General features: G+C 50.2%; 10 protein-coding genes and 4 tRNA genes. 8 read left to right on the plus strand and 6 right to left on the minus strand.

Going from position 1 to position 13237, the window contains the following annotated elements; genetic code table 11:
- Nucleotides 1-16 precede the first annotated feature (16 nt).
- Complete coding sequence (gene pyrD / locus K0H80_RS09170; protein WP_011865608.1) at nucleotides 17-1042, plus strand: quinone-dependent dihydroorotate dehydrogenase; 1026 nt, start codon at nucleotides 17-19, stop codon at nucleotides 1040-1042.
- Between the two features lie 159 nt (nucleotides 1043-1201).
- The gene (locus K0H80_RS09175) at nucleotides 1202-1735 is read left to right on the plus strand and encodes a cell division protein ZapC (protein ID WP_011865609.1); all 534 of its coding nucleotides are present in this window, start codon (nucleotides 1202-1204) and stop codon (nucleotides 1733-1735) included.
- A gap of 835 nt (nucleotides 1736-2570) precedes the next feature.
- Here the strand turns inward: K0H80_RS09175 and K0H80_RS09180 are convergent.
- The 4 genes from K0H80_RS09180 to K0H80_RS09195 all read right to left on the minus strand — a co-directional run bounded on the left by K0H80_RS09180 (nucleotide 2571) and on the right by K0H80_RS09195 (nucleotide 3019).
- Nucleotides 2571-2647 (minus strand) — tRNA-Met (locus K0H80_RS09180).
- A gap of 47 nt (nucleotides 2648-2694) precedes the next feature.
- Nucleotides 2695-2771 (minus strand) — tRNA-Met (locus K0H80_RS09185).
- 47 nt (nucleotides 2772-2818) lie between these two features.
- Nucleotides 2819-2895: transfer RNA gene (locus K0H80_RS09190), tRNA-Met, on the minus strand.
- A gap of 47 nt (nucleotides 2896-2942) precedes the next feature.
- Nucleotides 2943-3019: transfer RNA gene (locus K0H80_RS09195), tRNA-Met, on the minus strand.
- 270 nt (nucleotides 3020-3289) lie between these two features.
- On the opposite strand from K0H80_RS09195, the gene rlmKL reads away from it, so the two are divergent.
- The 5 genes from rlmKL (at nucleotide 3290) to rmf (ending at nucleotide 9815) form a co-directional block, all read left to right on the plus strand.
- Nucleotides 3290-5425, plus strand: a complete 2136-nt coding sequence (gene rlmKL, locus K0H80_RS09200) for a bifunctional 23S rRNA (guanine(2069)-N(7))-methyltransferase RlmK/23S rRNA (guanine(2445)-N(2))-methyltransferase RlmL (RefSeq protein ID WP_220073771.1) — start codon at nucleotides 3290-3292, stop codon at nucleotides 5423-5425.
- Complete coding sequence (locus K0H80_RS09205; RefSeq protein WP_144199065.1) at nucleotides 5418-5654, plus strand: glutaredoxin family protein; 237 nt, start codon at nucleotides 5418-5420, stop codon at nucleotides 5652-5654. Before rlmKL ends, K0H80_RS09205 begins: the two co-directional genes overlap by 8 nt.
- 1 nt (nucleotide 5655) lies before the next feature.
- Nucleotides 5656-7575: an ABC transporter ATP-binding protein gene (locus K0H80_RS09210; RefSeq protein ID WP_220073772.1), complete on the plus strand. Its 1920-nt coding sequence runs from the start codon at nucleotides 5656-5658 to the stop codon at nucleotides 7573-7575.
- A gap of 24 nt (nucleotides 7576-7599) precedes the next feature.
- A complete protein-coding gene (locus K0H80_RS09215; RefSeq protein WP_220073773.1) occupies nucleotides 7600-9453 on the plus strand; it encodes a DUF3466 family protein in 1854 nt (617 codons plus the stop codon).
- Nucleotides 9454-9638: 185 nt separating this feature from the next.
- A complete protein-coding gene (rmf, locus tag K0H80_RS09220) occupies nucleotides 9639-9815 on the plus strand; it encodes a ribosome modulation factor (protein WP_011865614.1) in 177 nt (58 codons plus the stop codon).
- A gap of 58 nt (nucleotides 9816-9873) precedes the next feature.
- On the opposite strand, the gene fabA is transcribed toward rmf, so the two are convergent.
- On the minus strand, nucleotides 9874-10389 hold the full coding sequence (gene fabA / locus K0H80_RS09225; RefSeq protein WP_144199071.1) for a bifunctional 3-hydroxydecanoyl-ACP dehydratase/trans-2-decenoyl-ACP isomerase: 516 nt from the start codon (nucleotides 10387-10389) through the stop codon (nucleotides 9874-9876).
- A gap of 67 nt (nucleotides 10390-10456) precedes the next feature.
- On the minus strand, nucleotides 10457-12166 hold the full coding sequence (locus K0H80_RS09230) for a S16 family serine protease (RefSeq protein WP_220073774.1): 1710 nt from the start codon (nucleotides 12164-12166) through the stop codon (nucleotides 10457-10459).
- Nucleotides 12167-12563: 397 nt separating this feature from the next.
- On the opposite strand from K0H80_RS09230, the gene K0H80_RS09235 reads away from it, so the two are divergent.
- Nucleotides 12564-13232: a GntR family transcriptional regulator gene (locus K0H80_RS09235; protein ID WP_011865617.1), complete on the plus strand. Its 669-nt coding sequence runs from the start codon at nucleotides 12564-12566 to the stop codon at nucleotides 13230-13232.
- Nucleotides 13233-13237 lie beyond the last annotated feature (5 nt).

A 13237-nucleotide genomic window follows, 5' to 3' on the forward strand; every position in this document is an offset into this window, starting at 1 on the left:
CGGTCTAGGAGAATGCATGTTTTACAAAATCGCACAGAAAGTGATGTTTCAGATGGATCCAGAGAAGGCCCATAACCTTGCTATAGGCAGTCTGAAATCAACTGCGAATTCGCCATTAAACTGCTTTTATGCACAGAAGCTGCAAGCGGCCCCTGTCGAGTTTATGGGATTGACCTTTCCAAATCCTGTCGGCTTAGCTGCCGGTATGGACAAGGATGGTGAATGTATCGATGCGTTCCACGCCATGGGATTTGGCCATGTGGAAGTGGGTACGGTAACGCCACGTCCACAGCCTGGTAATGATCAGCCGCGCCTGTTTCGTTTAAAGCCGGCCAAGGCGATTATCAATCGCATGGGTTTTAACAATAAGGGTGTCGATAATCTGGTCGCTAACCTGAAGGCTGCTAAGTCTGGTGCCATGGTTGGGGTGAATATCGGTAAGAACAAGGATACGCCGGTAGAGCAGGGCAAAGAGGATTACCTCATCTGTATGGAGAAGGTTTATCCCTATGCAGCCTATATTGCGGTCAATATCTCATCGCCAAACACACCAGGCCTGCGTAGTTTGCAGTATGGCGATCTGCTTGATGATCTCTTGGGATCACTAAAAGCTAAGCAAAAAGATCTTGCCGAGCGTCATGGAAAGTATGTGCCGATCGCACTGAAAATTGCGCCGGATCTTGAGCCAGACGAGATTGAGAAGATTGCCGAGTCGCTCATTCGTAACGAGTTCGATGGTGCTATCGCCACCAACACCACGCTGACTCGCGACGGTGTCAGCGGCTTGGTGAATTCCAACGAAGCCGGTGGCTTAAGCGGTAAGCCATTGAATTCATTGTCAACAAAAGTGATAAAGCAATTAGCTGATTGCCTGAAAGGTCAGGTGCCCATCATAGGGGTTGGTGGTATTAACAGTGCTGCCGATGCGCTCGATAAACTCGATGCGGGTGCAACCATGGTACAAATTTATTCTGGTTTTATTTATCGCGGACCAGAATTAATTAAAGAGATCGTCGATGCTTATCGCGTAAAAAGTAAATAAGATCTTATTTTAGATCTTAAAACGATCGCGCGATCTTATTTAGATCGCGTTTGATCGTGATAACGTGTTGTAATCTATATCATATTTATAATATTTTTTTTGATATTGGATGAAATATCATCTATTATCGAGCTGTATTAAAGTATATAGGTACACGTTATGTTATTAATGCCACAAAGGGATTGGCAATGGATATATAACGATTCGTATGGGGTTTTAAGCGTTTCGTTAGGTTCGGATATGGAATTTCTGACTCCCTATAAAACGAAAGCACTTATTCCTGATGCCCTGGCCACCACGGAATTTAATGTCGAGCACGCCAAATTCTATATAGAGTTTATTGAGCGTATCGGTAAGTCATTAAATATAGCCGACGCAGTAAGGGTACAGCTGGCGCTTAATGCCACGGCGGCCCATTTTCTATTAAAACCTCAGATGCCTAAGTCGTGGTTTTTTGAAACATCTGCCGTCTGTGTATACAGTGAACTGGGCAAGGTGTTCCAGTTGAAATGCCAAGGTGAGGTGGTGCAGGTACTGGTGGTCGAGTCTAACATTCAGGCATCCTTGGTTATGTTGTTATCGCCTGAATTGCATTTGAGCGACAGTAAGGCGATGCGCCAATTCGATTGCATTAAGGTGATGAACGATAGATTGCATCCGCTAAAGGCCAATCGTCAGATAGCCGCGGCTTAATAACGCTAAAAGCGAGAATAGATTAATTGGATGGGGAGCGACCGCTCCCCATTTTTATGCCCGCTGTTTGATCTATTTATTTTATTGCGATGATCGAATCTAAATCATTTTTTCGATCCATAGTGTTTTCTCATCTCTTTTTCTTTATTTTTCTTCTTTCTTTTTCTTCTTTGATTTCCCGTCTTTGATTAAGCTGGTAAGTGCTCATTAAATAGGCACTCTTGATTGTATTCATCTGCGCAACACAATAGAGAAAACGAAAACTTGCCAGACAATAATGCTTTGCTGTCTATCTTATGATCACGCCTTTAGATTGGCGCATTGGGTAGAGGTCCAAAGGAGAGTCATATTAAGGCTTGTGAATATGGGAATAATTACAACTGTAGCGAGTTTACTGGCTTGGATTTTGATAAAGGTTTCTTTAAAGCATGGTGAAGTAGGTCAGAGGTCTATGTTGATTATTGAATGCTGATCACTGTGATTACTGATTGTGTAGAGAGTTGAATCTGACAAGTAGCCAAACTCTTTTCTGCATTGATTAAGTTAGGAAAGAGGGGAATTGTTTACGTAAGAAATTAGTTGCGGGAGCCGGATTTTAACTGGGCGGCATACCGGCGACGACCTTCGAAGCTCATATCGCGAGTTGAACCAAGCGAGCTACGCTTGAGTATATATAAAGGGGGTTAAATCTGAAATTGGTTGCGGGAGCCGGATTTGAACTGGGCGGCACACCGTCGACGACTTTCGAAGCTAATAGCGTGAGTTGAGCCAGGCGAGCTACGCTTTTCTCTTGGTTAGGGAGCTAATGATAATGGAGAGTTTTTACATAAGAAATTGGTTGCGGGAGCCGGATTTGAACCGACGACCTTCGGGTTATGAGCCCGACGAGCTACCAAACTGCTCCATCCCGCGTCCGTGAGATACGCTGTAGTTGTTTTGATTCTTGCTACGAAAGAAATTGGTTGCGGGAGCCGGATTTGAACCGACGACCTTCGGGTTATGAGCCCGACGAGCTACCAAGCTGCTCCATCCCGCGTCCGTGAGATACGCTGTAGTTGTTTTGATTCTTGCTACGAAAGAAATTGGTTGCGGGAGCCGGATTTGAACCGACGACCTTCGGGTTATGAGCCCGACGAGCTACCAAGCTGCTCCATCCCGCGTCCGTGAGATACGCTGTAGTTGTTTTGATTCTTGCTACGAAAGAAATTGGTTGCGGGAGCCGGATTTGAACCGACGACCTTCGGGTTATGAGCCCGACGAGCTACCAAGCTGCTCCATCCCGCGTCCGGATGTTTACTCTAACCCCTGTTGCGCCAACAGCTCAGTTGCTGTGTAGTACTCAGTGCGTCAAAGCGGGGCGAACTATATCGACATGGCGGAGCCAATGCAAGTAACGATTACGAATTTCGCGTCAAGCGTTTATTAATCCGTCAATGTGCTGGCTTATCGATCAAGCCGGGAAATTTTAAACCTTCATTTGGCAGAACTTTTTATCATTTAATCTGAGGACAAGGTATAATGACGGATTGATTTTTGAAGTGTGTCTATCTATCCATGTTGAATTTTTTTGCCGCAGCCCCAAGAGGCTATGAGTACGCCCTGTCGTTGGAACTGGCAGAGCTTGGCGCCGCCGAGATAAAGGAAAGCGTTGCCGGCGTCTATTTCTCTGCGCCCCTTAATCTGGCTTACCGTATAACCCTATGGTCGCGACTCGCCAGCCGTATCATTCTGGTGATCTATAAGGGGCCCTGTGAGAATCCCGAGCAGCTCTATAATGCGGCCTACTGCATCGATTGGCAGACCCATTTCTCCAATAAGAGCAGCTTCAGCATAGATTTTCATGGTGTGGGTGGCTTTATTAAGAACTCACAGTTTGGCGCGCTTAAGATAAAAGATGCGGTCGTCGACCGTTTTCGTGACGATGGCTGTCCACGTCCTGATGTGGCCCGTGTCGATGCCGACTTTAAGATAGATGCCCATTATCGCCGTGGCCAAATTACCCTGGGGATTAACTTCTCCGGACCTGCACTGCACCAGCGCGGTTATCGCTCCACCACGGGGGAGGCACCGCTAAAAGAAAATCTGGCGGCAAACATGCTGGTGCGTAGCGGCTGGCAACAAGCGCCTAAAGATCTGCTAGACCCTTTCTGCGGTAGTGGCACCATTTTAATTGAGGCGGCCATGATGGCCTGTGATATCGCCCCAGCGTTGCAGCGTCGCCGTTTCGGTTTCGAGCACTGGCTACGCCATCAAGAGGCCGACTGGCAGGAGCTGCTCGCTGAGGCCAAGGCTCGCGCTTCTATCGGCACCAAGCGCTGTGAGATCAAGTTTTATGGATCGGATATCGATTCGCGTCTGGTCGCTTTGGCAAAGCGTAACGCGCAAAACGCTGGTGTTGCCGAGCTTATCGAGTTTTCGGTATCTAACGCCCTCAATGTGACGCCGCCGGTGGAGCAGGGCTACCTGATCACCAACCCGCCTTATGGTGAGCGTCTGGGCAATGTCACCTCGCTGTTACAGCTCTACTATCAACTGGGTGACAAGCTCAAGGCCGAATTTGGCGGCTGGCAGGTGGCCGTGCTCAACAGCGACATCGAACTCCTCTCAGCTCTTAAGCTGAAAGCCGACAAGCAGATGAAGATGTATAATGGCGCGCTCGAGTGTGCCTTTAACCTCTATACGCTGCATGCCAACAGCACCCGTCGCCTTGACCCTAGCCAGGTGCTGAGCCAGGGCGGTGAGGTGAGCGAGGTCGCCACGGCCTTTAGCAATCGTATCAAGAAGAATCATAAGCAGCTGAGCAAATGGGCTCAGCGCGAGGGGATAGACAGCTATCGCCTCTATGACGCCGATATTCCCGAGTACAATGTGGCGGTAGATATCTATCTGGATCATGTGGTGATCCAGGAGTATTCGGCGCCTAAGTCGATTCCCGAGGCGGTGACTAAGCGTCGCCTGACCGATGTCTTACTGGTACTGCCGCAGGCCATCGGTGTCGACCCCGATAAGATTATTCTCAAGACCCGTGAGCGTCAGAAGGGTACCAACCAATACCAGAAACTGGATGCCACTAAGCTCGAGCTGGTCACCACTGAGTACGGCGCCAAGTTTAAGCTCAACTTGAAAGACTACCTGGATACAGGTCTCTTCTTAGATCACAGACTGACCCGCAAATTAGTGGGCGAGAAGTCGAAAGACAGAGACGTGCTTAACCTGTTTGCCTATACCGGCAGCGCCTCGGTGCACGCCGCCCTGGGTGGTGCTAAGTCGGTGACCACAGTCGATATGTCTAACACTTATCTCAACTGGGCGCAGGACAACTTCGAGTTGAATGGCCTTCAAGGCAAGCAGTATCAGTTTATTCAGGGCGATTGCCTGCAGTGGATAGATGATTGTGACCAACAGTATGATCTGATCTTCATCGATCCACCGACCTTTTCTAACTCCAAGCGCATGGAAGATTCTTTCGATGTGCAGCGCGACCACGTCAAGTTGTTGAGCGCGCTGGTGAAGCTGCTGCGTCCGGGCGGGGAGATACTGTTCTCCAACAACAAGCGCAAATTTAAGATGGATACCGAGGCACTCAGTGCCCTTGGTTTGTCGATCACTAACCTGGATAAGCAGACGTTACCTCTGGATTACAAGCGTAATCCGCATATTCATAACACCTGGTTGATTCAGCATGCCTAAGACCAGCGGCTATATTCTTTTTCATACCGATGCCTGCCACCTGTGTGAGCAGGCCCAGGCGCTTATCACTGCGCTGAACATCGATTTTGTCTTGCAGGATATCTGCGATGACGAGCAACTGGCGCAGCGCTATGGCGTGCGTATCCCAGTACTGCTGCGTAGGGCCGATGACGCCGAGTTAGGCTGGCCTTTCGACAGCGAGCAGTTGCAACAATTTACAGGAGCATAAATTGAGTCTGGTTCGTATTAATAACGGCTCATTGGCCTATGGCTACACCCCCTTATTGCAAAACGCCGACTTTACCATAGAGCCGGGCGAGCGCGTCTGTATCGTGGGCCGTAACGGCGCCGGTAAATCGAGCCTGATGAAGGTGATTGGCGGTGAGGTGTTACTTGACGATGGCGAGTTTAACATTGCGACCGACGTTAAGGTTAGCAGACTGCAACAGGACCCACCTAAGGCTGAGCAGGGCACGGTTTACGCCTATATCTCGGCGGGTTTGCAGGAGGTGGGCGAGAAGCTCGAGCGTTATCATCAGCTGTCTCACGATGTTGCCCTCGTTGACGCCCAGGAGATGGAGCGCCTGCTCAAGCAGATGGAACGTCTTCAATCGGATCTCGATCATCTCAACGGCTGGCAGCTTGATACCCGCATCAATCAGACCTGTGAGTTGCTGGGATTGGACGCAGATGCGAGCCTGGCTAGTCTGTCTGGCGGCTGGCAGCGTAAGGTGGCCCTGGCGCGCGCCTTAGTGAGCGAGCCGGATCTGCTGCTGCTCGACGAGCCGACCAACCATCTGGATATCGACACTATCGAATGGCTGGAAGAGTTTCTGCTTAATTATCGCGGCGCCATCGTCTTTATCAGTCACGACCGTGGCTTCATTCAGCGCATGGCGACCCGTATCGTGGATCTCGACCGAGGTGTGGTGACCTCCTGGCCCGGCGATTATCAGACCTACCTCGATGGCAAGGCAGAATGGCTCAGGGTTGAAGAGGAGAAGAACGCTCAGTTCGATAAGAAGCTGGCCGAAGAGGAAGCCTGGATCCGCCAAGGGATCAAGGCGCGCCGTACCCGTAACGAAGGCCGCGTGCGCGCGCTTAAAGCGCTGCGTATGGAGCGTATGGAACGTATCAATCGTCAGGGCGGCGCTAAGATGGCCGTGGCCGATACCGAGCGCTCGGGTAAGCTGGTATTTGATATCAAAGATCTCAACTACAACCTGCCAGATAAGAACCTGGTGAAGAATTTTACCACCTCTGTGATGCGCGGCGACCGTATCGCCCTCATTGGCCCTAACGGCTGTGGTAAGTCGACCCTGATCAAGCTGTTGATTGGTCAGCTTACGCCTCAGTCCGGCGAGGTGAAAGTGGGCACTAAGTTAGAAGTGGCCTATTTTGACCAATACCGTGAGGCGCTTGATCCGGAAAAAACCGTTGAAGACAACGTAGGTGAAGGCAAGAAGACGGTGACCATCAATGGTCAGGACAGGCATATCTTAAGCTACCTGCAGGACTTTCTGTTTTCACCCATGCGCGCCCGCACGCCGGTGAAGGCACTTTCCGGTGGGGAGAAGAATCGATTACTGTTGGCGCGTCTGCTGCTAAGGCCAGCAAACCTGATCATTCTCGATGAACCGACAAACGATCTTGATATCGAGACCTTAGAGTTGCTAGAGTCGCTGTTGACCGATTATCAAGGCACCTTGTTATTGGTGAGTCACGATCGTGCCTTTATCGACAACACGGTTACCAGCTCCTGGTGGTTTACCGGTAACGGCGGCTGGAGCGAATATGTTGGCGGCTACCAAGATGCCGTGTCACAGGGGGCAAAATTTTATTCTGAGGAACCAGTTGCCAAGGACGCTGTCCAACCCAAGGTTGCCGAACCGGTTAAGCGCGAAACCAAGGCGGCCGCTAAAGCAGAGAAGAAACTTTCTTATAAATTACAGAGAGAACTCGATGCCTTGCCTGCTAAGATGGAGCAACTCGAAGCTGAGATCGAAAGCTTGCAGGCCGTTATCAATGAGCCCGATTTTTATACTCAAGCACAAGACCTGGTCAGTAGCCGATTAAATGAATTGGCAGAGCTGGAACAGGAATTAGAAGTGTGTTTCGGACGTTGGGAAGAGCTAGAAGCCCTCAAATAGACGATAGAATAATAGGAAAAGTACATGAAGTTGAAGTTTGATAGAGCCATCTCTTTAGTCGCCGCCGGAGTGATCACCGCGCTGCAGACGGCTCACGCTGCACCTGTCTATGAGATCCAGAATATTCAAGACTATGATCTTAATGGTACCTTAGAGTCGACCATCAACGGCTACGGCATGTTTGTTAATCAGCAAGATAAGATGGTGGGGATCTCTAAGGGTAAGAAGAAGCTAGAGGTTGACGACGAGACTGGTGGTGCCATCGATATCGAAGATGGTATTCCGCCTGAGCAACTAGTGTCTTACTCAATTAACGCGCCCATCATTGCTAATAACTTTACCTTTTCCGCCGATGGCAATGGTGCAAGCGGCAGCTGGATCCCAACCTTCGATTCGGTTTTCGGCACTACTCATCCGAAAGATACCGATGAAGACCAGCCGGAGACCATTAACTCGATCAATGCCTATTACTATGGCATTAACAATAATGGGATCAAGGTAGGTAGCTATACCGCGCCTGAGCAGAAAACCGAGTTTACTGGCGAGCGCAACGACAGTAACCAAGATCAGGAATATTGGTACTACCGTGAATTTGAGGAGCGTGGCTTCCTCAAGACTGCAGAAGGGACAGATATCGCCCTGGTACCACCCTATACCGTTTATAGCAAAGACGATACGGATGTAGTTGTGGGCGGGGTTTCTGTGGCGGCGGCCATCAACGACAATAACCTGATCACAGGCTATGCGACCACAGAACTGGCCAAGACGAGTCAAACCCGTGTCGATAACTGTATCAGCGGTGAGACCTATCCAATCGATGTCTGTGTGCAGAGGGATCAATATCCAGATAGCAACAATGCGCGCCGTATTCTTTATCAGACACGCGCCTTTGTGTGGCAGTTCGATGGTACGGACGTGACGCCGACCGAGTTACCGCTGGGACTTGAGTCGACTTCAGACAGTGTGTTCACCGCTCAGGGGATTGGTTTGAACAGTGAGGGTGTGATTGCTGGTCGCTCTCATGTATATCGTAACGATAACAAGGATAAGCTGGCGTTCGATGCCGCCTATTGGAAGAAAGATGCTCAAGGTGATTACCAATATCACTGGGTGAAGATGACTAACGATCAGCTGTCATCTGTTGCCTATGACATCAACGACAATGGCATTCTGGTGGGCAGCTACCGCCGCTACATCGAAGGCTACCTGCGTGACAAGTTCTTCTATCTGGACACCAACGCCGAAGATCCAACCTTCGTGACGCCGAATGATTTTTATGAGGTGATGTCTGATCGCAGCTCGCGTCCACGTGATATCAACAACAAAGATCAGGTCGTAGGTTTCGTCGAGGTTACCAGCGAGAAAGAGAAGCCACGTATGAAGGGTGCCTTCCTGTATGACAAGGCGAGTGACGAGTTTAACGTTATCGACGATCTCCTTGTGTGTGAGTCTAAGGGTTATGTTAAAGACGATGCCGGCAAGTGGACCCGTAACCAGGTCGAGGTGGTCGATGGTGATGGCAAGACCCTTTACTATGATAGCGAGATCCGCATCGTAGAAGCCAACAGCATTAACGATGATGGCACCATAGTGGGCACAGCCTTCATTCGTAAGCCTTCTTATCAGTATGATGAGAAGGGTAATCTAATAATTGGTGAGAACGGTAAGCCATTATTCTCACTCAATGCCAATGGTCAGCCGGTAACCGCCTATCTGCCACGTATGGTGGTGCTAAAGCCGACCACATCGGGTACGGCCTGTGAAGTTGAAGAGACAGATAACTCGGGTAATGGTAAATATGAGCGTAAAGGCGCCGCCAGTTTTGCCTGGTTGTTGCTGCTGCCATTGGTTTGGTTGAGACGTCGTGTTCAGGCCTAAGGGTTGTTAGAACTTATCGAACTAAAAATCGGGGCGAATGCCCCGATTTTTTATTAATAAGGAACTCATGCGTTTAAAAAATAACCCTATCGAAAGGCGAATTTTTGATTGATCTCGTGATGAAAAAGTTCTATTTCTATGGATGAGGCTTCGGCCTTTAGGATTTGAGAACAGAGGATGCTTGCATGAAAAGACAAAAAAGAGATCGTCTCGATAGAGCTTTTTCAAAGGGATTCCAGGCCGGGATAGGTGGCCGCTCGAAGGATAACTGTCCTTATTCTACTTTAGACTCTAAATCACACTGGCTCGGAGGGTGGCGCGAAGGCGTCGATGGCCGTCTCAGCGGCCTGTTCAACAAGTGATTTAGCTGTTTGCCCTCTGTTTAGAGGGCATTTTCGTCAATGAGCTATCGCAAATCGCTTAGAAGCTTGAGGTATCGGTAAAGATACCGACTTTTAAATCCGTCGCCGAATAGATCTCACGTCCATCGACTTCCATTACCGCATCGGCAATACCCATCACCAGCTTTCTGTAGACCTTACGCTTAATGGTCAGCTTGTAGGTAACCTTCTTCGCATCGGGTAGCACCTGGCCGGTAAACTTCACTTCACCAACGCCCAGTGCGCGGCCCTTACCTTCGGCGCCTTCCCAGCCGAGGAAGAAACCGACCAGCTGCCACATGGCGTCTAGGCCCAGACAACCAGGCATCACGGGATCTGTCTCGAAGTGACAGCCGAAGAACCAGAGTGATGGATCGATATCCAGCTCAGCAACAATTTCACCCTTACCAAACTCACCGCCGTCATCGTTGATCTTAGTGATGCGGTCTATCATCAACATGTTGTCGATAGGTAGGCGAGGCGAGTTGGCGCCAAATAGGTTACCGTGCCCGCAGGCGACTAATTCTTCTTTACTGAAACTGTTTGCTTTATTCATTGTTAACTTCACTCTAGCAATTTGAGTCGCCAAGGTTAGCTAACACGTGTACGCCAAACAACTCCGATCAGCTAGAAAGTTTCAGTTTATGGAGCAAGTTGGCAAAAAAAGATCGCTCTTCATCGGGATAACCGGCGAGTCCTTCTAATCGCGCCTGTACCATGCCATATAGGCTTTCCTCGGGGAACTGCCCATTATCATCTCGGCTGCCTGCGGGTTTGTTCATCAAGATGGCTACTGCTTGATCTGTATGCTCGACCTGGTACAGGTGAAACTCTTTTGCCTTGACGGCGGCTATCACGGCTGGAGCCAGGTTGAGTTGCTGCACGTTAGAGGCTGGGATGATCACCCCCTGGGTGCCCGTGAGTCCTCTACGTTGACACAGGTCGAAGAAGCCTTCGATCTTCTCGTTAACACCGCCAATGGCCTGTACCTGGCCAAACTGATCTATGGCGCCGGTGGCGGCGATACCTTGCTCTATTGGCTGCTCGGCAATGGCCGACATCAGGGCGCAGTACTCTGCCAGTGACGCGCTGTCGCCATCGATCTCCTGGTATGACTGTTCGAATACTATGTTGGCATTAAGATGCAGCGGCGCATCCTTACCGAAGATACGGTAGAGGCAAGAGGTGAGGATCATCAGGCCCTTGGCGTGTATGTTGCCGCCAAGTTCTGATTTACGTTCGATATCGGCCACCTCGCCGTCGCCATAGTGCACGGCGGCAGTGATCCGCGCCGGCTCACCATAGGTGTATTCGGCGGCATCCAATACGGTCAGTCCGTTGATCTGGCCTATCATGGCACCTTGGGTCGGCAGGTTGATGAAGTTGTCATCGAAGCTCTGGGCTGACAGGCTCTGAGAAGCGTTGTGGCGCGTCTGATGGCGGGCGAGGGCGAGGGCGATGTTCTCGCCGTTAAGTTGCTTGCTCTTGCCGTAGAGGGCAGCCTGTACCATGAGCTGACTGATCCCCAGCGTCTCAAGGCTCAGGTGGCGCTGATGCTCTGCCAAGCGGGCACTGTAATTAAACAAAGGCGCCAGCGCTGACTGTTCCAGCGTGAGCTGGTTGGCTTCTGCCAGTTCGACTAGATAGTTGCCATAGTCGAGTTCGCTAAATTCATTAAGATCTATTTCATCCACTAACTCACCGAGCAGGGGAAAGGCCGCAGGAAAGTTACGCTCTTCCAGGTAACTGACGCTATATAAGGTGCTACTGCCTACCAGGATGATCTTGCTGTGCAGGGGGATTGTCGGCCAGCCAGAGTGCAGCTGATATTCGCCGCGATGGGCGGCTTCCATTACCAATTCCCACAGGGCTTCGCGTTTCCACAGCGATTCGGCGCAGATAAACAGGTAATCACAGTCGGCCATGGCGCCCGGATGATAGACATTAGGATTGTGGGCATCGAGATGACCTATGAGATCCCTGCGTCTAATGGCGCCGCTCAGATAGCGATAGGGTTTACTCGCGCTGCATAGGCACTCATCACCCGCCTCGGTCTGCCATGCCAGACTGGCATCTGGTGCCAAACGGTTAAGATAGTGGGTCGCTCTGTGTCCCTGATAGTCGACCAGGGCTGAAATGAGGGCGAGTCTATCGATACCACTCTGATCGGCCAGATACATATGCTGACCGCAGGCCTTGGCTAATAGGTTGAAGGCATCAAGTGTGCGTTCCTGGCCAAGGAGTCGACTGTGCAAGTTAGGCTTAAGTTGGTCGACTTGGGGTAAGTTAAATTGGGGCGATAAAGCGGCGGCGTCGATGGAATGTGCGATCATTTCTGGGGTGAATTATTGAGACATGGGGTGATGTTAGCACAGATTAGCCAAGGCTCGATCTTTGTTTCGAGTATAGAATCTTAAGGATTCACTTGGTTGTAGTGATTTGTCGACAATCTCAGAGGGTTTACTTGGAGGCTGTCGTTAGTCAATACCCATTCTCAAGCGCGCGTGCGAGTCGATGTGGCGGGGCGATTAGCTTGCACGGTTTAAATCTAGATGACGGTTTAATGACCTGATTTCGGGTCGTTTTCTGTCCTGCTTTGTATCGAGTTCGTTACGACTTTAGTCGAAAAACCAGCCTTTTTGTCGACAATTTTCGGTGTTTAGCTTGAGAAAAGTGAATTTGGCGGCTATATTGTCGACAACTAATTGTTTGACGGCGATCACATTCATCATGACTCGATATAGCCAAACCCCCGTGACAACGGCAGATAAAACCTTTTATCAACTCAGGCAAGACATTGTCGAAGGGGTAATTGCTGCGGGTGCTAAGTTAAGTGAGACAGAATTGTCGACAACTTATGGGGTTAGCCGCGCCGTGATCCGCGAGGCGATCAATCGTCTCGAGTCTTGTCATATCGTCGAGCGTCGGGCCAACGTGGGCGCCAGAGTGGTGGCGCTCAGTGAAGAGGGGCTGCTGGCCCTGTATGAGATCCGCGAGTCCCTCGAAGGTATGGCCGCGCGACTGGCGGCGAAGAACATGAGCGATGAAGAGGTAGCGGAGCTCGAAGCCCTGCTGGTCAGCCATTTTCAAGACGTCAAACAGGGTGAATCCTATTACCAAGAGGCCGGCGATGTGGACTTTCATTACCGCATCATATTGGGCAGCAAGAATAAGCATCTTATCTCTATGTTGTTCGACGGCATCTATCATCTGGTGCGTATGTACCGCGTTCAGCTTGGCATGGCGGGGCCTAGAGTCACCACAGCCTATGACGAACACAGGCATATAGTGCAGGCCATCGCCAATCGCGATCAGGAGCTGGCCGAGATGCTGATGCGCAGACATATCACCTATTCAAGAAACAACATCAGAAACAAACTCTCATCAATTCAGTCATAAGAGGA

This window comes from Shewanella aegiceratis (assembly GCF_019457495.1).
Lineage (GTDB): Bacteria > Pseudomonadota > Gammaproteobacteria > Enterobacterales > Shewanellaceae > Shewanella > Shewanella loihica.

What these genes read in the sequence shown, in the direction of transcription:
- pyrD (WP_011865608.1), top strand. Translation starts at nt 17, where the DNA reads ATGTTTTACAAAATCGCACAGAAAGTGATGTTTCAGATGGATCCAGAG.
- K0H80_RS09175 (WP_011865609.1), top strand. Translation starts at nt 1,202, where the DNA reads ATGTTATTAATGCCACAAAGGGATTGGCAATGGATATATAACGATTCG.
- rlmKL (WP_220073771.1), top strand. Translation starts at nt 3,290, where the DNA reads ATGTTGAATTTTTTTGCCGCAGCCCCAAGAGGCTATGAGTACGCCCTG.
- K0H80_RS09205 (WP_144199065.1), top strand. Translation starts at nt 5,418, where the DNA reads ATGCCTAAGACCAGCGGCTATATTCTTTTTCATACCGATGCCTGCCAC.
- K0H80_RS09215 (WP_220073773.1), top strand. Translation starts at nt 7,600, where the DNA reads ATGAAGTTGAAGTTTGATAGAGCCATCTCTTTAGTCGCCGCCGGAGTG.
- rmf (WP_011865614.1), top strand. Translation starts at nt 9,639, where the DNA reads ATGAAAAGACAAAAAAGAGATCGTCTCGATAGAGCTTTTTCAAAGGGA.
- fabA (WP_144199071.1), bottom strand. Translation starts at nt 10,389, where the DNA reads ATGAATAAAGCAAACAGTTTCAGTAAAGAAGAATTAGTCGCCTGCGGG.
- K0H80_RS09230 (WP_220073774.1), bottom strand. Translation starts at nt 12,166, where the DNA reads ATGATCGCACATTCCATCGACGCCGCCGCTTTATCGCCCCAATTTAAC.
- K0H80_RS09235 (WP_011865617.1), top strand. Translation starts at nt 12,564, where the DNA reads ATGACTCGATATAGCCAAACCCCCGTGACAACGGCAGATAAAACCTTT.